Raw genomic sequence first — 22,365 nt, forward strand, 5'->3', positions numbered from 1 at the left:
AAAGTAATGAAAACTCAAATGATTAATTAAATATGTCTATTAGTTGGATAGCGTTTACTCTTCTCGCTGCATTTAGTCAGTCTTGGCGAAACGCATTTACCAGTAAGCTAAGTAATACAATGAGTGTGGCAGGTGTCACCCTTTCTCGTTTTATTCTGGCTGGACCTATCGCATTACTTTACCTCTTCGCCCTTTATCAATGGCAACCGCAGCCTATACCAAACTTCTCTACTCACTTTATTTTTTACACGATAGCGGCTGCAATAGCGCAAATACTTGCAACAGGTCTATTGGTTCTTTTATTTAGGCTAAAAAACTATGCCATTGGTGCTGGACTTGCAAAGTGTGAGGCGCCTGTTTCTGCAATTATTGGCGTGCTATTTTTTGGTACTATATTGTCTACTACCGGTTGGCTTGGTGTAGTGATTGGTACTTTGGGTATACTCTTAATGAGCAGTTCTTCGAGTTGGCGAAACTTCTCATTTGAGACATTATTCTTAGGTATTGCTTGCAGTATCGCTTTCGCTTTGGCCTCTCTTTGGGTACGCGAAGCAAGTCTGAGTATCGGACTCCCTTTCCCTCATAGTGCTGCTTGGGTGTTATTTCTAATCATTACACTTCAAACTTTGGTTATTGGTACTTATCTTCTATTGCGCGAGCCTCAAACTTTTCTTAAGATGGTAAAAAACGCCAAACTCGTTGCGATGACGAGCCTATCAAGTGTGATCGGCTCAATTGGTTGGTTTAGCGCAATGTCACTCCAAGCTGTGCCATACGTAAAGACACTAGGGCAGATTGAGATCGTATTCATGGTTTTAATATCTTATTTTTGGTTTGGGCAGAGAATTGCTCTCAAAGACATTACCGCGCTGATCCTGATCTCAATCGCAAGTGCCTTAGTTATGTGGCAATAGATTTCGCAAACTCTTTTTCAAAATTGTCTTCCTATCGCTCATCATGTCGCTTGGGAGATACTTTCCTTTATAAAGACCTGCCAGACTATCGTCATCCATTATTGTGCGATAGGGTTCTCATGATTTACTTACTTCCGTTCTTCACCGTCCTGATTTGGGGCGGAAATGCTATCGTCAACAAAATGGCTTCTAGTGCCATAGAACCAAGTGCGATGAGTTTCTATCGCTGGTTTGTCGCGATGCTGATCCTGACACCATTTTGTCTGCCTGCTGTTATTAAGCAACGCCATGTGATTCGTCCTTTTCTGCCAAAACTGGCTTGTCTTGCTCTGCTTGGCATGGTGTTAAACCAGTCTCTCGGTTACTACGCAGGTTTAACCACTACCGCTTCTAACATGGCACTGATTACTTCTTTAGTCCCTCTGATTAGCGTGTTCCTGAGTGTTCCGTTGCTGGGTAAATCCATTTCCAAACTGAGTATCGTAGGCGGTTTGATTTCATTGTTCGGGCTAGCCTTTATGCTGGGGCAAGGAAATATCACCTATTTCTTGCACCAAGACATGACCCAAGGTGACAGCTTAATGCTGCTCGCAGCGTTAGTGTACGCCGCTTACTGCGTGCTGTTAAAACGTTGGAAGATGCCGTTTAACAACCTAATTCTGGTTTACATGCAAAGCTTCTTTTCTGTGACTATGCTGGCACCATTATGGCTGACGAGCGAGCACCTTCTGCCTAGCAAAGAAGCGCTACCATTGATCGCTTACGCTGGTATTGCAGCGTCTGTCTTTGCTCCGCTTATGTGGGTTAAGGCGATTGACGCCATCGGTGCCGATTCCAGCGCCATGTTTATGAACCTGATGCCCGTTGTTTCTGTCGTATTAGCATCAACCCTGCTAGGCGAAGAGATCCACCTCTACCACATCATCGGTGGCATGTTTGTCGTCTCAGGCGTTCTTCTCTCCCAAATCAAAGTACGCCGGAAAAAGCTCAAGCCTATTCAAGAGCTGCCTTCCGTATCCGTTTAATGACTCACAATTGCGGAGTTAACCTGCTGAGTTTATGAAACTTTTTGATAGATTAACGGTTTCAAAATAGGTGATGGGAATCACAGTTATCAGCATTACCTCGTACTACTTAAGCAATTGGTATTTAAGGTTTTTAATATGATTCAATCATGTATTGGCCAGAAAAGTGCTATTGGCTGACAAGAACATCCAATATGCATATTTGTGATTATAAAATATGATCTTTATTCTAAATTTTGGCGAAAATAAGTCTCGGTCGACAAGTTTAGTGGGACCGTGGTTTACATAACCATCCCAGGGAAGAAAGAAGCAGTGAACACTGTCTTTCAGCTTAGGTTGCTATTTAGAATGGATTTGAACGTATGACCAAAATTAAAAATATCATACTAATTAATATGTTACTCGGAGCAACGTCGGTAGCGCATGCAGCAAACGACAAACTACCCAACGGAAAACCGTTCGTTCTTTTAAGTGAACAAGTCTCAGAAGTGGAAAATACACTTCAAGCGTTAGAAGACAAATATGATGCGATTATTGCAGAGATAAACACTTCAATCGAAGGTTTAGAAGGTAAGATTTCTGTAATCAACCTGAAAATCACAGATTTGGAAGAAAAAGATGCTCAGTTAGAAGAAGAAATCGCGCAAACCATTTCTGATTTAGAAAGCCAAGGCACTGATATAGCAACTCTTGTTGAAGAGTACAAAGCACTGAAAGCTCAGCTTGAAGCTCTCGAAGCATCGGCTGTAACAAGCTCAGAGTTAGTGGCGCTTGAGGCCGAAATTGAAACCGTTAAAGGTAGTATCACGGCCGTAAGCACTGAAGTCGCTGGTTTACTTTTAGATATCGAAGACAACGCTGCATTGATTGCACTGCTGAAACGAGACATGAAAAACCTAACAGTGGCTATGGAAAACGCTATCCCGCAAGGTGAATGCCCTCAAGGGCAGTTCCTCAATGCTATCAATGAAGATGGCAGTATTGTTTGTTCAGGCAGTGATAACTCTGGTGCGAATTCAACAATTACAACATTAATCAGCTCCCCGGTAGAGGTAAGTAAAAACACTGTCGTGCCGGTTGATTTAGCTTGCGGCACCAACCAGCAAGTAATTAGTGGTGGATTTAGTATAAAAGATTCACAAGAAGGATTTAACGTCGTTCAGTCTCTACCTTGGAATAACGGTTGGCGAGTAATGATAAAAACCGATGGTAACTGGAAAGGCGGCTCACTTTCTGTTCACGCCATATGCATGAGTAACTGAGCCGAATAAATCAGTGATCCCTCTGATCCTGAGATTTCCCAAATACACTTTCCGCGAGTTATAGGTTTGGGAACTCAGGGTCACTTTTTCATACCTTCCAATCTAGCCTACAAACCTATAGTTAACCAAATGTAATCTTATTAACATTCAAATAACAACTGGTGTGTTTTTATTATTCCTGAATCCACAAGTAGGACGAAAGAATGAAGAAACATGATGCATCGTTAGCGAGTTTCACTCATATGGAAGATGGAACCGCACAAGACTGGCAAATCATTGCTGAGAACTTCATAGGTTATGCCGCTGAGTTACCGGATCGAATTATCAAGCACCTACAATTACTTGATGGCGATTTTGGTGGCTTCCCTGTCGATCGACTCACACACAGCTTACAGTGTGCGACGCTAGCGTTTCGAGATGGCAAAGATAACGAATACGTTGTTTGTGCTCTGTTGCATGACATTGGTGACACGCTGGGATCATACAATCACCCAGACATTGCGGCGACGATTCTTGAACCATTTGTAAGCGAAGAAAACCACTGGATGATCAAACATCACGGTATATTCCAGGGTTACTATTTCTTTCATCATCTGAACATGGATCGAGATATGCACAAAGCATACATTGATCATCCTTGTTACGAGCGCACTGTCGAGTTTGTCAGCAAATACGATGCCCCAGCGTTCGATCCCCAACTAGATACCCTACCGTTAGAGTTCTTTGAACCGATGATCCGCAAGGTATTCAAACAACCAGTGCGCTCTATCTACAAACAAGCGCAAGACAGCCTAACCACCGAATAACAGAGAAGTATTATGAACTCATCAATTAGAAATCAGGTTTCAGAACAAGAGTGGCAGTTACGTGTTGAGTTGGCGGCATGCTACAGGTTAGTGGCTGAGTTTGGTTGGGATGATTTAATCTTCACGCACATCAGTGTCAGAGTTCCCGGCCCAGACAACCACTTTCTTATCAACCCTTATGGCATGATGTTTGATGAAATCACCGCTTCTGATCTCATCAAAATCGACCAGAATGGCAATAAATTACAAGAGACGCCTCATTCGGTGAATCACGCTGGATTTATCATCCACAGCTGTATCCACGAAGCACGCCACGATGTCGGATGTGTCATCCATACGCACACCCGAGCGGGCGTTGCGGTCAGTGCGCAAAAAAAAGGGCATCTTGCCAATCAGCCAGCAATCGACTTATGTTCTCGCCTCTCTGGCGTATCATGATTACGAAGGTGTTGCCGTACGTGAAGATGAACAACCGCGTTTGCAGCAAGATTTGGGAGACGCCAACTTCCTCGTATTACGCAATCACGGGTTGTTAACCGTTGGCGAAACCGTAGCGGATGCCTTTTTGTCTATGTATGCCTTAGAGACCACCTGCCAGATCCAACTTGCAGCACAATCAGGTGGAAGCGAGCTTATTCACATCGAACCTAAGATCGTTAGCTCGATTACAGAAGCAGTAAAAACACAAGGCGTCAATGGTTCCATCGTGTGGCCGGCGCTACTACGTAAACTCGACCGGATCGACCCACGTTATAAAGACTAGTTAAGCTAAATCGCCCATTTACTGCCTTAATGGGCGCTTTATTTCTCTAAAAAACCAGCCGAGATACAACCCTGACTTGATTTGAAAACAAACAATAGTTCCTCTACTTAACGCCTAAAAAATAACCCTATCAATAATTGATTTTTATCAAACAGAACCGTAATTTTTCCTGACATTTTTCACACCCGAATTACACTTATAGTGATGTTAGGAAGTCGTGAATAGGAGGTACTTATGAACTTGGTTCCTCGAGATAGCTGGACAGATTTCACCCGGTTATTTGACCATTCATTTCCTGCATTGAGGACACGATTCGAAGACGGTTTTTCTCCACGAGTTGATATTGTAGAAAAAGACCAAGCCTTTGAAGTCACTGCCGATTTGCCGGGAGTGAAAAAAGAAGATATCAAACTTAGCTGCCAGCAAGGTGTGTTATCCATTGAGGCAAGTATCGAGAGTAAAAACGAGACAGAAAAAGAAGGTAAAGTAGTCCACAGTGAACGTTACAGTGGCAAGATGTCTCGAAGTTTTACGCTCGGTAACAACATCAATGTCGAAGAAATTAGCGCTGATTTCGCCGATGGTGTCTTGACCGTAGTGGTACCTAAACTAGCCGGTCACAGCGAAGAAGAACACAACATTCCAATTCGCTAGCTAAGAGCAAACAAAATGCCCTCCATTTGGAGGGCATTTTTCATAGGGCTCTAACCATTGCGTCCGTCATGCAGCGATTTCCAATTGCTCATCCAGCCAGTCAAAAATGACAGAGGTAACGCGGGGTAAATTACTTCCCCCTATTGTCCAGTGGCATACATCAGGTAATTCAGCCAACTTGGCTTGCTGCCCATACTTTTTCGCGATAGCACGTTGGATCTTTATCGGCGTAATACGGTCTGCTGAACCTCCGATCACAAGTATTGGACACGTCACCTGCTTTGCATCGACTCGTGAAAAGCCACTTTTGGAAAAGCCGCCAACCCCAATCTGGAACGTTGCCATACCCGATTCGAAGGTCATATTATCTAGAACCTGTTTTTGAACAGATGCACTTTGTGAGTTGGCAATACCATATCGGACATTGCTCTCACCCATTTCAGTGACCTTTCGCCAAAGTGGAAACAGCAGTAAGTTACGGCCAAGTGTACGTATAACCGACCAACTCCAACCGTTAATCCCCCCCGGTGCGGCAGATGAAAGCAGAACCAGTTTATTCACTGGCACTCTCGCCGCGACCAGTTGTGCTAACAGACCGCCCATCGAGTGTCCGACTAATATTGGAGGAACCTTATACGTCCTTACTTTTGCAACAATAAAATCTGCATACTGTTGTAAGGAGGTTTGCGCCAATCGGGCTTTATCAGCCTTACTATATTCTGCTTTCTTTTTATGCTCAGGAAGGCAAAGAGAATCTACTTCATATCCTTGAGCTTCAAAAGCACGTCGTAGTTCAGATAACGTTTCTCCTGTGCTCCACATACCGGGAATAAGCACCACTGACGGTTTGGCAATATCAGTCGTTCTCATATTCATATCCTTAACTTGTGCAAGGCAGCGCTACGCCACGGCTTTAACGTCATGAACCTCGGTATTATCTTGGCTCACTGCATGAGAGAACTGCAAAACACCATCTTCAATTGGCTCTTCTGTCAGTGCTTTTTTATCTTTACCATAGTGCATCGTGACAACCCAAGGACCCTCTTTACCCTGTCTCGGCATTCTCTCTTTTGCCCGCTCCATATAACCCGGAGCAAAGCCATCAAGCATGCTGACACCTGTGTTTGCGCCGCTATTATCTACTGCTCGAACAACCCCAAAACCATGCTTATCCATATGCGTGAACAAGTTACACAAGTAACGACCACCAATATCCGCTTTTAGCGTCCAAGGCGCATTGGTATAACCGAAAATCCAGCCGTAGTTCGGCACACCCTCAATCATAATGCCTTTATAAATCATTTTATCTGGCACATTGATTGACTCACCATTTATCAGAAACTCCATACCACCCATTAGCTGGACGTCTAACCCCGTTGCTGTCACAACCACGTCTGCATCAAGGTGCTGCCCCGATTTCAGCTTAATGCCGTTTTCAGTAAAGTGATCAATATGATCAGTGACAATATTCGCTTTACCGGAACGCAAGGTTTTGAAAAAGTCGCCGTCTGGCGCTGCGCACAAGCGCTGCTCCCAAGGATTGTAATTTGGTGTGAAGTGACTCATATCAAAATCAGATCCAAGCTGTTTGCGAACATGTGATAACAAAATTTTTCGCATCCTTGCAGGCCATTTTCTACACGCAAGATACATGCCTCGCTGCATAAGAATGTTGCGTTTTCTTGTCAGGTTAAACACCCATTTTTTCGGCAAGATACGATTAAGGAACATGGATATTTTATCCGTATTAGGCACCGCCATAATATAGCTTGGTGAACGCTGAAGCATTGTCAGGCCACCAGCCTTGTCCGCCATACTAGGAAGTAAAGTAATCGCAGTCGCCCCACTGCCAATCACCACCACCTTCTTGCCCGAGTAGTCTAAGTCTTCTGGCCAAAATTGAGGGTGAACAATATCGCCTTTAAACGACTCCTCGCCTTCGAAACGAGGTCGATACCCCTTATCAAAACTGTAGTAACCCGCACAGTTGATTAAAAACGAACAGGTAAATGTTTTTTCTTCACCTGTCGATTCATGAGTCGCTGTCACCGTCCATCGCTGTTTAGCATCAGACCAGTCTGCACTGGTGATCGCTAAACCGTACTGTACCTTTTTATCAAACCCAAACTCTTTAGCCGTTTCAGCAACGTAATCCCTGATGCTATGACCGTCAGCCAAAACCTTATCGGAGTACCACGGTTTGAAGTCAAAGCCAAAACTCGCCATATCGGAATCAGAACGTATCCCCGGGTAACGGAATAAGTCCCAGGTTCCTCCCATTCGCTCCCTGCGTTCAAGTATCGCAAGTGTTTTTTCCGGATGCTCTGACGTCAGATGACAGGCGGTTCCGATCCCTGAGAGTCCTGCGCCAATGATGATGGTGTCGTAGTGTGTAGCGGTCATAACGTTTTCCTTTTTGTCGTTATTATTGACTAAACCTTGTTCAATATTTCAACAAGGGCGTTGGATAATATTGATGGATGACGACAAATTTTTGATAAAACGCGACAATGTTATTAAAATGTTAACTAGCCATCTTTTATTAATCAGACGAATGAATAACTATGGAGAGGTTCATCTTTACAACGGAGAAGTCATGCACATATTAATCAGGGCAACCAACCTTCGCGGCTATGACAACCTCGTGCAATCTCTGGGCGGCGCTCCTCAAAGCCTATTGTCGAAATATCACATACCAAGCACAGACAAACGAGATGAAGACTCCTTTCTTAACTTTCGTAATATGATTGCTTTACTGGAAGATACCGCCGCTGCACTCGATTGCCCTGATTTCGGACTAAAACTAGCGGAGTTTCAGGGCATGGGAATTCTTGGGCCTATTTCTGTCATTGCGCGAAGTTCAGCGACTGTCGGTGAGGCACTGGAAAACATTTCAAACTATCTGCATTTACATTGTTCTGCTTTAACCACCAAACACATCATTCAAACGAAGGGAACAGAAAGAACCGTAAGGTTAGAATACAATGTCCAAGGCAATGGAATCGACTACTCGGTGCAGTGTTTTGAACTGGGCTTAGCCAATGCAATGCAGGTCATAAAATTGCTTTGTGGTAGAGAATTTAACCCCATATCCGCTCACTTTATGCATTCTAGACTGGGAGAAGAAGCCGCCTATAAAAATGTATTTGGCTGCCCGGTTAAATTTAATCAGGACTGGTGTGGGTTTGTCCTGCCCGAGTCCGTTTTTTCCACACCACTATCAAGTGAAGATGAGCAAACCTGTAAACTGGCGAGACATTATTTAGATTCGCAACCAAGCCCTTTTTCCGACTCTGTATCTGATGAGGTCAGAAAGCTGATTCGTGGCCTTCTTCCTACAGGCCAATGCAGCAGTGAAGCCATTGCTTCCCACCTTTCTATGCATAAAAGAACCCTGCAGCGAAAACTCGCTCAGGAGAACACGAACTACGAGCAAATCTTAGTGGATGAGCGACAAGTTATCGCCCGTAAGTACCTGAAAGATCCAAATCTAAAACTAAGCCAGATTAGCGGACTACTCGGGTATTCTGAACAAGCGACATTTAACCGCGCTTGTCGGTCTTGGTTCAATGTTACGCCACGGACTTACCGCAAACAGCTGCTGGAAGAACTGCGTAACAACTTTAAGGTGTAAGATCCTCAGCTTTTATTCAATTCCATACTGACCTTCCTGTAGTTTCACTAGCATACTCCCGCGATAAGTCCCGCATTGTTAACCCTATTTATCATGATCTTACTTAGCAGTTTCACCACTGAAAGTAGGAATTTATCTCAGGTATCTATTAAGCTAATACTGTTTAAGAATGAAATTTGTTGCTTATTGGAATTTCTAGCAAGGTCATGATAACGCTTCGTCATAGCTTTTTGCTGCAACATCAAAGGACCATACATCCCCGCTTTAGCCGGGTATTTAGAGAAAGGAGACTCTATATGAAATATCAGTCAGCCTTAATTTTGGCGATGGGAGCACTAGCAACGAATGCAAGTGCGAATGAATGTGGCGATGTGACGATTGCGGACATGAACTGGAGCTCCGCAACCCTCATGGCTAACGTGGATAAATTTATCCTCGAGCACGGTTATGGCTGCGACGCCGAATTAATTCCCGGTGATACCATGCCTACCGGCACATCAATGATAGAGAAAGGACAACCCGACGTTGCACCAGAGCTATGGAGTAACTCCTTAAAAGAGGCATTAGACAAAGGTGTAGAGGAAAAGCGCCTTCGTTATGCTGGCAAGTCGCTGGTTGACGGTGGTGAAGAAGGGTTTTGGGTACCCGCTTACCTCGTTCAACAATACCCTGAACTAAAAACAATTGATGGCATTAAAAAACATGCCAAGCTGTTCACCCACCCTGAAGATGAAGACAAGTCGGCTTTTTACAGCTGTCCCGCAGGTTGGAACTGCCAAATCAGTGCTGGCAATCTATTTAAAGCGATGGATCTCTCTAAAGCAGGTTTTGAGATCGTTGATCCAGGTTCGAGTGCTGGCCTATCTGGCTCTATTGCCAAAGCCTATGAACGAGAGGAGCCATGGTTCGGCTATTACTGGGCTCCTACCTCAGTACTGGGCAAGTATGAAATGGTCAAAGTTGATTTTGGTAGTGGTGTCAGCGTAGACGAATATGTTAACTGCACAACTCAAGCCGACTGTGCAGAGCCCAAAGTAACCATGTATCCACCGTCACCGGTACACACCATTACCACAGAGGAATTTGCTTCTCGTTCACCAGAAGCATATCAGTACTTCACCAAACGTGGCTTCACAAACGCAGACATGAACAGTCTCCTTGCTTGGATGGAAGACAACCAGGCTGATGGCGAAGAGACGATGTACTATTTCCTGGAAAACTATCCGAAAATTTGGAAAGCATGGGTTCCTCAAGAGGTCGCTGAAAAAGTGCAGCAGGCATTATAACTTACCATGCACTTAGCAAATAAGGACATCAATAAGGAAGTATACCGAGGCCAATCGAGCCTCGGTATTAAAAGGAAATAAACATGTCTGATACGACCTGGCTGAGCGAATTCCCCGAGATGGACCGCTCCACGTTACGCGCCATCAGAAAATCCTTAGATGGTGCTTACCGAGATTTTTCTCGTGAGTATGGGGATGTCATTGAATCGTTCTTTGATCCCCTTCTCTCCTTTTTGGTTTGGTTTGAAAAATTGCTGATATCCACACCGTGGGTGATTATCATCGCAATCTGCACCGCAATGGCATATATGGCAAGTCGCTCATGGAAACTGGGACTTGCCTGCTGCACATCGTTGCTCCTTATTGGTTATTTCGGTATGTGGGAAGATACAATGCGCACGCTAAGTATCATTACCGTTTGTACCATGCTGGCGATATTGCTTGGTATACCGATTGGCATCGCGATGGCACGCTCGGATCGAGTGCAATCAATCATTACCCCATTACTTGATGTCATGCAAACCATGCCAGCATTCGTCTACCTCATACCCGTAGTGATGCTACTCGGGATAGGTAAAATACCGGGTCTCATTGCAGTGGTGATCTACGCGATTCCGCCAGTAATACGTTTGACTAACCTGGGGATACGTTTGGTCGATAAGGAAGTCCTCGAAGCGTCTACCGCATTCGGCGCTAGCAGAAAGCAACGCTTAGTCGGCGTGCAACTGCCATTAGCCATGCCTACGATTATGGCTGGGATCAACCAAACGATTATGATGGCATTATCCATGGTGGTCATTGCCTCAATGATTGGCGTGAAAGGCCTGGGGCAACCTGTACTCAAATCGATTACCAATCAATATTTTACGCTTGGCCTCCTTAACGGCTTAGCGATTGTAGCGTTGGCCATCTTATTTGACCGTACCTCCCAGGCTTATGCCAAGCGTACTCAAGCGTATTTAGGAGCCCTGAAGCATGACTAAGCCACTTATTGAAATCAGCGGCCTTTATAAAATTTTCGGTTCAGATCCTGACTCCATGATTGATCGTGTTAAACAAGGGCAAAGTAAAGATCAGATTCTTTCCGAAACCGGGCACACCGTTGGACTAAAAGACATTAACCTACAAATTAATAAAGGTGAAATTTTCGTCGTCATGGGCTTATCTGGCTCCGGGAAGTCAACTATGATCCGTCACTTCAATCGTTTGATCGACCCGACCATGGGTCAGATATTGGTGGATGGCGTGGATGTGATGAAACTTTCCATAAAAGAACTGGAGCAATTTCGTCGTCACAAAATGTCGATGGTCTTTCAACGCTTTGGCCTTCTTCCTCACCGTACAGTCATAGATAACATTGCATACGGGTTAGAGATTCAAGGGATAAAAAAAGATCAAAGACAAGCGAGGGCTAACAATTGGCTGGAAGCCGTGGGCTTAAAAGGGTATGAAAACCAATATCCTGCACAGTTGTCCGGGGGACAGCAACAGCGTGTCGGCTTAGCAAGAGCCCTAGCCACCGATGCAGAAATTCTTTTGATGGATGAAGCGTTCTCTGCACTCGATCCTTTAATTCGTAGCGAAATGCAAGATCAACTCATTGAACTGCAAAATAAGCTCCATAAAACGATCATCTTTATAACCCACGATCTTGACGAAGCACTACGCCTGGGCGATCGAATCGCAATTCTAAAAGATGGTGAATTAGTGCAGCAAGGCTCTCCGGATGAGATCTTGCTCAATCCAGTGGACGAATACGTAGAAGCCTTTGTTAAGGACGTTAACCGTGCTCGCGCACTAACAGTGGAAACCGTCATGCAACCTCCGGCTCATCGTATTACCGCGACGACCATCGCTGAAGCACTTACCCAGATGAAAGGCGTCAAACAAAGTTATGCTTATCACGTCACCGAAGATGGGTATCAAGGTGTGATTACCCAAGAGAGTTTGCACGATGCGGCTAAAACTCATGCACCTCAAGAAATCCTGCATAGGGATATTTATGAAACCGTCCCAACCGTATCCCCAGATTCGGTCATAGAGCAAGTATTACCAGAGACCATGTCCTGCGAATATTCTTTACCGGTGGTCGATGCTGAGGGTAATCTGCAAGGAGAACTAGAGCGACGTGCTATCGCTGATATTTTCTCTGATGGCTCAGAACCAATCCCATCAGAAAATAAAGCCAGTCAAAAAACCTCGGCTCAAGTCAAAAAAGTGATCTAATCTCATCAAGGCTAAACAATCGCAAAGCCTCTATCAGCAAAATAAGTACAACTATGAAGGCACTCATTACTGCTGACAAAGGCGGGAAATTGAAACGCCTCAATACAAGAGAGAACAAATTAACGCAACGAACAGAACAAGAGACACTCGCTGCCAAAACAGGATTGGATTGCGCTCTGCGATTGGAACCCAATTTTTTCTCTCAGCTTGTGGATTAGGTTCTGTAAGATCAAACACAAATTCTGACACTTCTTCATAACGTTTATGTGGATCGATTTTAAGTGCTCTTTTAAGCGCAAAATCAATCCAATTAGGAATTGCAGGATTTAGCATAGGTGCAGAAACATACTCTAGTTTCTGTTGGGATTTTGCGTTGCGCGAGCGTGATACTTGAGTGCCGTATGGCAGCTTCCCAGTTAGCATCTGGTAAGTAATGACACCAAGAGAAAAGATATCTGAACGATTAGAGCCAGCTTGGCCAATAAAGTACTCAGGTGCGGTGTACTGCGCGGTTCCCATGATTGCCGGTGGCTCCATCACGATGTCTGATAATCCCGCGACTTTTGTAGCACCGTAGTCAATAATCTTAACCGTGCCTGACTGATCGATCATGATGTTTTCCGGACGTAGGTCTTGATGAACCATTTCCTGACGGTGCATAGCCTGAAGGCCTCTTGCCACCTGAACAATGATTTCGCGTACGGTATTGATGTCGGGAGTCGGGTTATCTTTTATCCACTGAGACAATGTGAGCCCCTCAATATACTCAGATACGGTATAGATGCTACTTGGTTTCTGGGCAGGCTTGTACATTCGGAGCAAATGCGGATTACTCAGTTTCTTAGCAATCCAATCTTCCATTAGAAAGCTCTCGAGGTGTGACTCATCCTGACGACTTTCCGCTGAAGGCGTTTTTAGTACAACGAGTGTCTTCGTTTCTCGATCTTTAGCAAGAAAAACATGACTCCGCTCACTGATATGTAGCTCGCGCAAGATCTCAAAGTCATCAATCTGGTCATTAGGAGTTAAGATCGGCGCTGGTGAAAGATGAATTGATGAACTCATCAGCTCATTAAGATTAGCTTCCGGAAGTGATTCAATCTCTAGGATTTGTATTGATAAATTGTCATCGCTGCCGGCCTCTAAAGCCTTGCGTATTAGATTATTCGCGCGCTCTTGTGGGCTCAATAATAACGCACTCACCTCACGTGCTATTTCTTTATCGGACAAAAAATCAAAAATACCATCGGTAGCCAATACCAAGACATCTCCGACACTGACAGAAAAAGTACGATAGTCGACACTAAGTTCAGGCTTCAACCCTAGAGCTTGTTCTAGGTAGCTGCTCTCATCGTCGATCTTGTGACGATGATCTTGCGTTAACTGTTCAAGTGACTTCCCGCACAGCCTGTATATTCTAGAATCACCACAGTGAAATAAATGCGCAGTCTGTGATTTAAACACCACCGCGCTAAATGTGCAGACATAGCCTTTATTAAAATCGAAACGATGCTCACTGTTTTTAGTTTGCGAGTAAAGCCAGTAGTTGATCGCTTCCAGAATTTTCACACCCGACTTTTTCACCGACCAAGCTTCAGATGTCGAGTAATAATCAGCAATAAAACTCTTAATGGCTGTTTCGCTGGCTATCTGGCTTACCGAACTGGAACTGATGCCATCACAAATTGCCGCCACCACTCCTTTTGTCGTGATAGAAGGTGGCTCTGGAATATAAGCACCGATGCAGTCCTGATTAACAGGCTTCCTTCCCGAAACCGAAGCCTGTCCAATTTTGATGTTAAGCACCGGATTACAAATTTGCCGCTTTCTTAGAAAGATTCATCTTGCGCGCCGGAGTTGTGCGAACATGGGTAAAGTAAAGAGGTAATCCCACCAGCAGAAATCCGCCGAACAAGTTACCTAATGCGGTCGGGATCTCGTTCCAGATAAAGTAATCGCTGACGGTAAAGTCGCCGCCCATGATCATTGAAAACGGAAATAAGAACATGTTTACGATAGAGTGCTCAAAGCCCATAAAGAAGAACAACATGATTGGCATCCACATCGCCATCATTTTTCCGCTCGCAGAGGTCGAAATCATTGCTCCAACAACCCCCATCGACACCATCCAGTTACATAACATCCCGCGAATAAATATCGTAAACCAACCTGCTAATCCGTGCTCCTGATAACCGAGTGTTCTTGATTCACCAATAGAACTCACTTTCGTAGCAAGCGCTCCGCCATCTGTGTTGTAACCGTATGTCAAAATGTAAGAAGCAAAGAATGCAACGGTTAGTGCGCCAGCAAAATTACCTGAAAAGACCAGTCCCCAGTTTCGAAAAAGCTGACTCGGCGTACATCCAGGGCGTTTATCAATTACCGCAAGCGGCACCAAGGTAAATACGCCCGTTAGTAGGTCAAACTTCATCAGATAGAGCATGATAAACCCAACAGGAAACAGAATAGCTCCGATCAAAGGGCTGCCAGTTTTAACAATGACTGTGATAGCAAAAAACGCTGCCAGTGCCAGAATGGCACCAGCCATAAATGCTCTCACTAGTGTGTCTTTGGTGGACATAAATATTTTCTGTTCACCAGCATCGACCATTTTGGTTACAAACTCTCTAGGTTCTACATAAGACATTTTGACTCTCCTCAATTTGGTTGTCGAATCGTTGATAGCGACTTTCGTGCCAAGCATTAAAGTGATTAAAAACCAACGAATTAGATAACAGTTAGAGAAGAAAACGGTGAAGACTCATACGCACAAGGTGCATATTGCACTGCTGGTGAGCAATCACTCTAACCCTAAAGTATTACTTGTGAGGCTTTATAAATCAGCATTAGAAAAATCAGATAAAACAGCAGTAATACTTACAAATGGTAAGAGAACCAAGCCTCTTACCATTTATTTGTATTGCAGGAAGGTTATTTAACCCCAGTTCGGGATGAGAAAGTCGAAATAATCCAATTTTTAACGCAGTTAGGCGCTAAAAGGACTGCGCTGACTGGCTTAAATTATCCCGAGTTGAGGTTATTTAGCAAACGCTGAGTTAATGTCATTCCAGTCAGCCATCTTGAAGTTCTGATTTTGATATTCATAACCTGAATCAACATTGAAGCCATCCTGAGCAATGAAGAAGCCGTTAGGGAAGATGTCACTAACCGACGCTGATACCGCATGAATCCCGTCGGTTTCGCTTGCGCCGTCTAGACCATTTTCGTCATCGGCTACCAGTGCGAAACTTCCAACATATTGATAAGATTCATCAATGTTGTACACAGCGTAAGTATGATTACCTTGGCTTGAAACGATCAGATAGTTAACTGTACCGTTGTTGTATAAGGTAATGCCTTCCGCGTCTGCAACAAGCTGCTTGCCATCGACTGCAATGATCATCTCACCATCGGTTGCCGCTGATTCATCTGCTGAGAACTTCCACACACCGACGTCTTCTTCGCCGACATACAGCGTTGCTGTCGTATCATCAACAACACACCCTTCTGGTTGGGTCTCCACTTTTAGTCGACGAACAATACTGCCTTCAATACCTGATTCCTGAACAACTAAACGCCACTGTTCGATATCGCCACTCTTACCGTTAATAAAGACATATGGCGTACCATCAGAAGATTGATAAGTACACAATCCATACACTTCATTGAGTTCAGATTTTAGCTGAGCAACGTCTTCGTGCACATTCTCGCCAATCGCTGCCATTTCAACAATCGGGTTTTGACTTTCCGTTGCGTGCTGAATTTTATACAAAGTGATGGTGTTAAATTCGCGATTACTCGCCGCCGCCAGGGAGAAACTGTCACCGTTGGTATCCATCACGGACTGAATAATATCGACATTATTTGGCTCACCTTCATTAAGGTATTGAAGCTCTGCGCCGTTCAAGTCATAAGCCATTAACCCACCTTGCTTATTAGTAGCAATAATCAGGCTATTTTCCGGTGAGCTTTCATTAAGCCAAAACGCTGGATCATCCGCTGCATCACCGTCATCGTCTACAGGATCAGTTTCACCAATCACTTTAACTAGGGCAATACCCGTCGAACTTAGGTTTGCAGGGCTTAACACCTGAGAAATCGCTTTGTCACTCAGGGAGCTGGCTCCATTGAGTGTGTCATAACTGAGTTTCTCATACACAGGCTCGTCTGCTTCTGAGTTCGCTATCCAGATGCCATCATCGGCAATTGTCAGCGATTTAACCTCTCCCACGCCATCAAGATGTATATTTGCGGTGAATTGCCAGTCATCGCGGTCATAAATCATCATGCCTTTGCCTTCGTCACCCACGACTAAATAACCGTTACCGTCTGACATGTATAGAAGATCGATGGCTTCAACTTCTTGTAGGTTACCGAGAGGTTCAATACTATCCACCATACGACGAGAGTTAATATCCTCTGGATCTGCGCCATAAGCCCAGATACCCACATCCTGTTCGGCAATATATAGCGTGGCGCTTTCATCATCCACAATACATGCACTTAACTCTCCACCGACTTCAAGTTTACGAACGGCAATCGGCAGCCCGGCATCATCTGTCAGGACACTTTTAATCTCACCACTTTCGTACTTCAATTTGTACTGCAATGCGACGCCATCCTCAGTAACGCCCGTTAGTAGCAGTTCACCATTGGTCGTGTTCTTGTGTAGACAAACCCCCTCCGCTGCGTAGCTTGTCGGAAGAGTTCCAATCTCTTCAAGCACAACTCCATCATCATAACCAATTGAATAGAAGGCAAAACTGTTGTTTTCCGGTAGCGCCAGAGCCAACAAGTCAACCGCTTCACCGCTGCTTGCGCTGATGGCATAACGAATATCTGCCCCTGTAGTTACGAGCCCGTTTAATTTTTCAATTTGCTTACCTAACGGGTTATATACCGCAAGTCCATCACCTTCCAGCGTTACGAATAACAGGCTGTTATCGCTGTCGTCACCGTTCATCCAATAGGCTGAATCACCGATGTCATCGTAGCTCGTGTCCGCCTTGGCCGTGGTTGTTAATAGCTCAGCTTCTATTCCACTGTCATTTTGGGCTTCAACATAAACCGTTTTGGTATCGTCCGAATCACAACCACTTAATAGTGAAACCATAATGATTGAACTAAGTAATGAATTACGCATTTTTCTCTCCATGTATTTTTTCCTGTCCATGTATTTAAGTAAGGGGGTACTTTAGGAGGGATTTATGAAATAAATATGAAGATAAAAATAAATTGTTAATAAATATCAATACCTTAAAGATTACACTCCATGTATTTTTGAGCGAAGTATGCAGATAAAAATATACCCAAGCATCTCAAGATGACTTGGGCATATAGAAAGACTTAAATGTTTAAGTAAAACTTAGTGCTCAATTAAACAGCAGCAAATGCTTTGGCAACTCGCTCAACATTCTGCTCGTTCAGACCGGCAAGACACATGCGACCGCTGTTGATTAGGTAGATGCCGTGATCTTCTCGAAGTTTTTCAACAGTCTCTTGAGAGAAACCCGTGTAGCTGAACATGCCTTTTTGCTTAACCAGGAAGCTAAAGTCTTTTTCCGGACAAAGGTTTTTAAGTTGCTCGTGCAGTGTTTCACGCATAGTCAGGATGCGGCTTCGCATGCCTTCAACTTCACCAAACCACTGAGTTTTTAGCTGTTCAGTATTTAGCACGTTAGAAACCACCACCGCGCCGTGTTTCGCGGGACTTGAGTAGTTGCGACGCACGGTAGCTTTTAACTGGCCTAGAACACGAGACGCTTCTTCATCGTTGCAACATACGACAGATAGACCACCAACACGTTCACCGTAAAGTGAGAAAGTTTTAGAGAATGAGTTGCTGACAAAGCTCACTACGTCTTTTTCTAGTGCGATTTTACGGATAACGTAGGCATCAGCCTCAATACCCTCACCGTAGCCTTGGTAAGCCATGTCAAAGAACGGGATCAGTTTCTGCGCTTTAACCACTTCAATGACTTTGTCCCACTGGTCGGTGGTAAGGTCAACACCGGTCGGGTTATGACAACATGGGTGAAGCAGAACGATACTCTCTTCTGGTAGCTCTTGTAACGCTGAGACCATGCCATCAAAATCTAACATTTGGGTTTCAGGGTTGAAGTAAGGGTAAGCGCCTACTTCAAATCCAGCACCAGCAAAAATAGCATTGTGGTTTTCCCACGTTGGGTTACTTACCCATACTTTCGAATTAGGGAAATAGTGATTAAGGAAATCTGCACCGATCATCAGCGCACCAGAGCCACCTAGTGACTGAATCGTTGCTACGCGCTTTTCTTCCAATGCAGGATGTTTTTCACCAAACACGAGAGCCTGGACTGCAGCACGATAAGGCGCTAAGCCTTCCATCGGCAGGTAAATACAAGGTTGGTTTTCTTGTTTTGCTAGCTGTTGCTGAGATTGTGCAACAGAAGGAAGCGTTGGAATTTTTCCATCTTCATCGTAATACAGGCCGATACTTAGATTCACTTTTTCAGAACGTTCATCTGCCATAAATTGTTCCATAAGAGACAGAATTGGGTCTCCGGCATAGGCTGCAACATGATTAAGCACTGAAATCTCCTTGTTCATTAATAACTGGATAACGGTCGGGACGATGTCTTAAAAGTTAAATATGACACCACAGAATAGTAATAACGTCCGTTTGACGATAGACACTAACATAATTGATACAAATGCGCCCAGTAAGATTTCACCAATAAAACGTTTAATTATGCTTGTGAAAAAATATTCTGGACGCTGCTCGAACACTTGTCTCAGAGTTGTTTTTGTCACGTACTGCAACGGCATGTACAATTAGTCCGATAACAAAATACTAACCTTATACCAATCTGAATAAGTAAATGGTCAGTCTATTGCGAAGGGAAAATCACTTAGAGCAAAACATAGATTTAAGTCACTAGTCATTCTAATTACAAAATCTATAATGCGGCTATCAGTGATTTTAACCAGAAATAATGATCAGATACTTGTGTAGATTGGTATTGTAACCTATTGAGCTTTTATGTCTTCAACTTCGAACACACCCCAGCCAACACTCGCCAGACAATTGTTCTCGATGACATGGCCCATGCTCTTTGGTGTACTGTCACTCATGAGCTTTCAGCTTGTCGACAGTGCCTTTATCGGCCAACTTGGCGTTTTGCCGTTAGCCGTACAAGGCTTTACACTTCCGCTGCAAATGGTCGTGATTGGTATTCAAGTAGGTTTGGGCATCGCAACCACCGCCGTAATTTCTAAAGCACTTGGTGCCAATGACACGCGCTATGCCAAACAACTGGGTGGCCTAGTGCTGATGATCGGATCTATCGGTGTCGCACTCATAGCGCTGATCATCTGGTCATTACGTTACCCAATCTTATCGTTATTAAGTGCACCTGATACTGTCATGCCTATCATCGACAGCTACTGGCCATGGTGGTTACTCAGCTCCTGGACAGGCGCGCTGCTCTATTTTTACTACAGTATCTGCAGAGCAAATGGTAACACTATGCTGCCAGGTACCATGATGATGATCACCAGCGTGATCAACCTAGTGCTTGATCCTATTTTTATTTTTACTTTGGATCTCGGTATCAATGGCGCGGCAATGGCAACCATTGCTGCATTTGGTTTCGGTATTTTCGTCGTTGCACCGCGAGTAAAAAAGAATCATTGGGCAACAGCTCAATGGCACGATTTGAACGTAATGAAAAGTGTTAAATCAATTGGCAATATCATGGGCCCTGCAATGATCAGTCAGCTATTGCCACCATTGTCATCCATGCTCGCAACCAAACTATTGGCCGGGTTTGGTACCGCGGCGGTAGCAGCATGGGCTTTGGGATCACGTTACGAGTTTTTTGCTATCGTATCGGTGCTTGCATTAACGATGTCTCTGCCCCCGATGGTTGGCCGCTTGCTTGGCGCAAAAAATTATGAAGACATTGAGTCACTGGTGCGTATCGCAGTTAAGTTTATTCTTAGCTTCCAACTGCTAATTGCCGTGATTACCTTCGCGGTCGCTAGTCCCCTTGCACTATTGATGACAAGCGATAATCAGGTTGAGCATGTGTTACAGATGCACTTAATGATTGTCCCTATTAGTTTGGGCTCTCTGGGTGTATGTATGCTGATGGTATCTGTCTGTAATGCGCTCGGTAAATCTTATACAGCGCTAGCGATTTCCGCTTTACGCCTGTTTGTTTTCTTCCTTCCTTGTTTATGGGTGGGCTCACAACTTGGCGGCATCAAAGGGCTTTTGCTCGGAGCTTGTATTGGTAATATCTTTGCGGGAGTTTCCGCGTATATAACTTACCGACGTACTATTGATAAGCTCGCAGTAAAGCAGAAAGCCGAATAAAAGGAAGCCCTCTAATTGAGGGCTTCAACGTTTATATAAGCGGCTAACATTTACTTAAACCGTCTTATCCGCCGGAAAAACAACGCCAGTTTGTCTTCTGATTTCGGTTAGAACTTTCGCTACCGTCAATGAACGTTGTTTTGTGTTCTCATCAATCACACCACGTTTGAGCTGCTTAGCAAATGCTTCAGCTTCATAAAACATGTGGTTTTCTGTTTGTGGCAGTGTCAGCACCTCTTTCTCTTTACCACGGAGAACACGTTCGACACCACGCCCTGTGGAGATCATATCAACCAACACGCTCCCCTGCTCGCCCTGAAACTCGCTGGGAATCAATGAATCGCTCACTTTAGAATGAAGGAGGTTCACGTTAAACCCATCGTATGCCAACGTCACGCTTCCACATCCATCTACACCAGACGGCAATACACAGGCACTGGCATGAACCTCATTAGGCTCACCAAACAGCTCGACAGCAGAACCTAAACAGTAGTAACCAATGTCCATAATTGAGCCATTAGAGAAGTCCGGGTTAAACGTATTAGGATTCTCTCCATCTAAATACTTCTGGTATCTTGAGGAGTATTGGCAATAGCTGATAGTCGCGTGTCTTAAAGGGGCAATCGTCGGTAGGCTCTCTTTAAGCACGACAAAGTTTGGTGTGTATGGCGACATAAACGCTTCAAAAAGAACCACATTGTTTTCCTCTGCGCACTGAAACATTTCTTGTGCAAGCTCGTAATTAGAAGCCATCGGTTTTTCGCAGATAACATGCTTTCCGGCTTTCAACATTTGCAATGCTTGAGGAGCATGAAGAGAATTCGGACTGGCAATGTAGACTGCGTCAATATCAGAATCTTTTCCCAGTGCTTGTAAATTGTCATAAAAAGCCTCTGCGCCGAAAGGCGTACCAAATGAACGGGCTTTCTCAATGTCTCTCGAATAAACAGCGCTAAGACTAAACTCTCCGGTTTGTATAGCAGCTTCAACAAATTGTTGAGAAATCCAGTTAGTCCCGATGACCGCGAGTTTAAACATGTTACTTCCTTTTTATTTTCGTTATAAAAACCAAAATGTTCCGGCTTTGATAGTTGATTTAAACAAGGTTTATTTGTTTAAACAACTTAAAAGAGCCAAACGCTCTAGTCCTTTTAATGCATTTAATGTGACAACGTCACCAATAGTATGAGTTAAATTACAGCTAAACGTGGATTTATTGATAAGCCTCAACTATCTCTATCCAGATGGTTGGTAATTTTAGGCCAAGATAATTACCTTCGGAGCTGACATTAAGCCTACTCTGACCATGGTTAATACATGTTCTTACTGCTAATTCACTCATTTTATATTGTGATTTGCTGCAAAATTTTTGATCGCGAAATGCCGGTTTCACTGCACATTTCAGTTAATACTTAAGGCTCAATTAAAAAACCACT

The 22,365-nt window shown here is 44.1% G+C and carries 19 protein-coding genes; 12 read left to right on the forward strand and 7 right to left on the reverse strand.

Features of this window, described 5'->3' with window-relative positions:
- The first annotated feature begins 32 nt into the window (after nucleotides 1-32).
- The 7 genes from KHN79_RS20065 (at nucleotide 33) to KHN79_RS20090 (ending at nucleotide 5,424) form a co-directional block, all read left to right on the forward strand.
- Nucleotides 33-914 (forward strand): DMT family transporter, encoded by an 882-nt coding sequence (locus tag KHN79_RS20065; protein ID WP_182008945.1) that lies wholly within the window; start codon nucleotides 33-35, stop codon nucleotides 912-914.
- Between the two features lie 119 nt (nucleotides 915-1,033).
- Nucleotides 1,034-1,939 (forward strand): DMT family transporter, encoded by a 906-nt coding sequence (locus KHN79_RS20070; RefSeq protein ID WP_182008944.1) that lies wholly within the window; start codon nucleotides 1,034-1,036, stop codon nucleotides 1,937-1,939.
- A gap of 362 nt (nucleotides 1,940-2,301) precedes the next feature.
- Nucleotides 2,302-3,201 (forward strand): hypothetical protein, encoded by a 900-nt coding sequence (locus KHN79_RS20075; protein WP_182008943.1) that lies wholly within the window; start codon nucleotides 2,302-2,304, stop codon nucleotides 3,199-3,201.
- A 203-nt stretch (nucleotides 3,202-3,404) separates the two neighbouring features.
- A complete protein-coding gene (locus KHN79_RS20080) occupies nucleotides 3,405-4,007 on the forward strand; it encodes an HD domain-containing protein (protein WP_182008942.1) in 603 nt (200 codons plus the stop codon).
- A gap of 12 nt (nucleotides 4,008-4,019) precedes the next feature.
- Nucleotides 4,020-4,445: a class II aldolase/adducin family protein gene (locus KHN79_RS21785; RefSeq protein ID WP_280519664.1), complete on the forward strand. Its 426-nt coding sequence runs from the start codon at nucleotides 4,020-4,022 to the stop codon at nucleotides 4,443-4,445.
- Nucleotides 4,372-4,770 carry a class II aldolase/adducin family protein gene (locus tag KHN79_RS21790; RefSeq protein ID WP_280519665.1) on the forward strand — a complete coding sequence of 133 codons (399 nt, stop codon included), beginning with the start codon at nucleotides 4,372-4,374 and terminating at the stop codon, nucleotides 4,768-4,770. The genes KHN79_RS21785 and KHN79_RS21790 overlap by 74 nt, the downstream gene beginning before the upstream one ends.
- Nucleotides 4,771-5,004: 234 nt before the next feature.
- The gene (locus tag KHN79_RS20090; RefSeq protein WP_182008940.1) at nucleotides 5,005-5,424 is read left to right on the forward strand and encodes an Hsp20/alpha crystallin family protein; all 420 of its coding nucleotides are present in this window, start codon (nucleotides 5,005-5,007) and stop codon (nucleotides 5,422-5,424) included.
- Between the two features lie 66 nt (nucleotides 5,425-5,490).
- Here the strand turns inward: KHN79_RS20090 and KHN79_RS20095 are convergent, their stop codons facing one another.
- Entirely contained in the window at nucleotides 5,491-6,294 is an 804-nt protein-coding gene (locus tag KHN79_RS20095) for an alpha/beta hydrolase (RefSeq protein ID WP_182008939.1), read from the reverse strand.
- A 30-nt stretch (nucleotides 6,295-6,324) separates the two neighbouring features.
- A complete protein-coding gene (locus KHN79_RS20100) occupies nucleotides 6,325-7,827 on the reverse strand; it encodes an NAD(P)/FAD-dependent oxidoreductase (protein WP_182008938.1) in 1,503 nt (500 codons plus the stop codon).
- A gap of 193 nt (nucleotides 7,828-8,020) precedes the next feature.
- Between KHN79_RS20100 and KHN79_RS20105 the strand changes: the two genes are divergently transcribed.
- The 4 genes from KHN79_RS20105 (at nucleotide 8,021) to KHN79_RS20120 (ending at nucleotide 12,570) form a co-directional block, all read left to right on the forward strand.
- Nucleotides 8,021-9,058: an AraC family transcriptional regulator gene (locus KHN79_RS20105; RefSeq protein ID WP_182008937.1), complete on the forward strand. Its 1,038-nt coding sequence runs from the start codon at nucleotides 8,021-8,023 to the stop codon at nucleotides 9,056-9,058.
- Between the two features lie 296 nt (nucleotides 9,059-9,354).
- The gene (locus KHN79_RS20110) at nucleotides 9,355-10,344 is read left to right on the forward strand and encodes an ABC transporter substrate-binding protein (protein ID WP_182008936.1); all 990 of its coding nucleotides are present in this window, start codon (nucleotides 9,355-9,357) and stop codon (nucleotides 10,342-10,344) included.
- An 83-nt stretch (nucleotides 10,345-10,427) separates the two neighbouring features.
- The gene (locus tag KHN79_RS20115) at nucleotides 10,428-11,327 is read left to right on the forward strand and encodes a proline/glycine betaine ABC transporter permease (protein ID WP_182008935.1); all 900 of its coding nucleotides are present in this window, start codon (nucleotides 10,428-10,430) and stop codon (nucleotides 11,325-11,327) included.
- A complete protein-coding gene (locus KHN79_RS20120) occupies nucleotides 11,320-12,570 on the forward strand; it encodes a glycine betaine/L-proline ABC transporter ATP-binding protein (RefSeq protein WP_182008934.1) in 1,251 nt (416 codons plus the stop codon). The genes KHN79_RS20115 and KHN79_RS20120 overlap by 8 nt, the downstream gene beginning before the upstream one ends.
- A 99-nt stretch (nucleotides 12,571-12,669) precedes the next feature.
- Here the strand turns inward: KHN79_RS20120 and KHN79_RS20125 are convergent, their stop codons facing one another.
- The 4 genes from KHN79_RS20125 to KHN79_RS20140 form a co-directional block, all read right to left on the reverse strand.
- Nucleotides 12,670-14,376: a bifunctional protein-serine/threonine kinase/phosphatase gene (locus KHN79_RS20125; RefSeq protein ID WP_211907287.1), complete on the reverse strand. Its 1,707-nt coding sequence runs from the start codon at nucleotides 14,374-14,376 to the stop codon at nucleotides 12,670-12,672.
- Nucleotides 14,377-14,380: 4 nt separating this feature from the next.
- Nucleotides 14,381-15,217 (reverse strand): formate/nitrite transporter family protein, encoded by an 837-nt coding sequence (locus KHN79_RS20130; RefSeq protein WP_182008933.1) that lies wholly within the window; start codon nucleotides 15,215-15,217, stop codon nucleotides 14,381-14,383.
- 390 nt (nucleotides 15,218-15,607) lie between these two features.
- Nucleotides 15,608-17,713 (reverse strand): phytase, encoded by a 2,106-nt coding sequence (locus KHN79_RS20135; protein WP_182008932.1) that lies wholly within the window; start codon nucleotides 17,711-17,713, stop codon nucleotides 15,608-15,610.
- Nucleotides 17,714-17,946: 233 nt separating this feature from the next.
- Nucleotides 17,947-19,140: an amino acid aminotransferase gene (locus KHN79_RS20140; RefSeq protein WP_182008931.1), complete on the reverse strand. Its 1,194-nt coding sequence runs from the start codon at nucleotides 19,138-19,140 to the stop codon at nucleotides 17,947-17,949.
- A 505-nt stretch (nucleotides 19,141-19,645) separates the two neighbouring features.
- Between KHN79_RS20140 and KHN79_RS20145 the strand changes: the two genes are divergently transcribed.
- The gene (locus KHN79_RS20145; RefSeq protein WP_244812797.1) at nucleotides 19,646-20,929 is read left to right on the forward strand and encodes an MATE family efflux transporter; all 1,284 of its coding nucleotides are present in this window, start codon (nucleotides 19,646-19,648) and stop codon (nucleotides 20,927-20,929) included.
- A gap of 54 nt (nucleotides 20,930-20,983) precedes the next feature.
- Here the strand turns inward: KHN79_RS20145 and KHN79_RS20150 are convergent, their stop codons facing one another.
- Nucleotides 20,984-21,967 carry a Gfo/Idh/MocA family oxidoreductase gene (locus KHN79_RS20150; RefSeq protein WP_182008929.1) on the reverse strand — a complete coding sequence of 328 codons (984 nt, stop codon included), beginning with the start codon at nucleotides 21,965-21,967 and terminating at the stop codon, nucleotides 20,984-20,986.
- Nucleotides 21,968-22,365 lie beyond the last annotated feature (398 nt).

It is taken from the genome of Vibrio sp. B1FLJ16 (assembly GCF_905175385.1).
Taxonomy (GTDB): domain Bacteria; phylum Pseudomonadota; class Gammaproteobacteria; order Enterobacterales; family Vibrionaceae; genus Vibrio.

What these genes read in the sequence shown, in the direction of transcription:
- KHN79_RS20065 (WP_182008945.1), top strand. Translation starts at nt 33, where the DNA reads ATGTCTATTAGTTGGATAGCGTTTACTCTTCTCGCTGCATTTAGTCAG.
- KHN79_RS20070 (WP_182008944.1), top strand. Translation starts at nt 1,034, where the DNA reads ATGATTTACTTACTTCCGTTCTTCACCGTCCTGATTTGGGGCGGAAAT.
- KHN79_RS20075 (WP_182008943.1), top strand. Translation starts at nt 2,302, where the DNA reads ATGACCAAAATTAAAAATATCATACTAATTAATATGTTACTCGGAGCA.
- KHN79_RS20080 (WP_182008942.1), top strand. Translation starts at nt 3,405, where the DNA reads ATGAAGAAACATGATGCATCGTTAGCGAGTTTCACTCATATGGAAGAT.
- KHN79_RS21785 (WP_280519664.1), top strand. Translation starts at nt 4,020, where the DNA reads ATGAACTCATCAATTAGAAATCAGGTTTCAGAACAAGAGTGGCAGTTA.
- KHN79_RS20090 (WP_182008940.1), top strand. Translation starts at nt 5,005, where the DNA reads ATGAACTTGGTTCCTCGAGATAGCTGGACAGATTTCACCCGGTTATTT.
- KHN79_RS20095 (WP_182008939.1), bottom strand. Translation starts at nt 6,294, where the DNA reads ATGAGAACGACTGATATTGCCAAACCGTCAGTGGTGCTTATTCCCGGT.
- KHN79_RS20100 (WP_182008938.1), bottom strand. Translation starts at nt 7,827, where the DNA reads ATGACCGCTACACACTACGACACCATCATCATTGGCGCAGGACTCTCA.
- KHN79_RS20105 (WP_182008937.1), top strand. Translation starts at nt 8,021, where the DNA reads ATGCACATATTAATCAGGGCAACCAACCTTCGCGGCTATGACAACCTC.
- KHN79_RS20110 (WP_182008936.1), top strand. Translation starts at nt 9,355, where the DNA reads ATGAAATATCAGTCAGCCTTAATTTTGGCGATGGGAGCACTAGCAACG.
- KHN79_RS20115 (WP_182008935.1), top strand. Translation starts at nt 10,428, where the DNA reads ATGTCTGATACGACCTGGCTGAGCGAATTCCCCGAGATGGACCGCTCC.
- KHN79_RS20120 (WP_182008934.1), top strand. Translation starts at nt 11,320, where the DNA reads ATGACTAAGCCACTTATTGAAATCAGCGGCCTTTATAAAATTTTCGGT.
- KHN79_RS20130 (WP_182008933.1), bottom strand. Translation starts at nt 15,217, where the DNA reads ATGTCTTATGTAGAACCTAGAGAGTTTGTAACCAAAATGGTCGATGCT.
- KHN79_RS20135 (WP_182008932.1), bottom strand. Translation starts at nt 17,713, where the DNA reads ATGCGTAATTCATTACTTAGTTCAATCATTATGGTTTCACTATTAAGT.
- KHN79_RS20145 (WP_244812797.1), top strand. Translation starts at nt 19,646, where the DNA reads ATGACATGGCCCATGCTCTTTGGTGTACTGTCACTCATGAGCTTTCAG.
- KHN79_RS20150 (WP_182008929.1), bottom strand. Translation starts at nt 21,967, where the DNA reads ATGTTTAAACTCGCGGTCATCGGGACTAACTGGATTTCTCAACAATTT.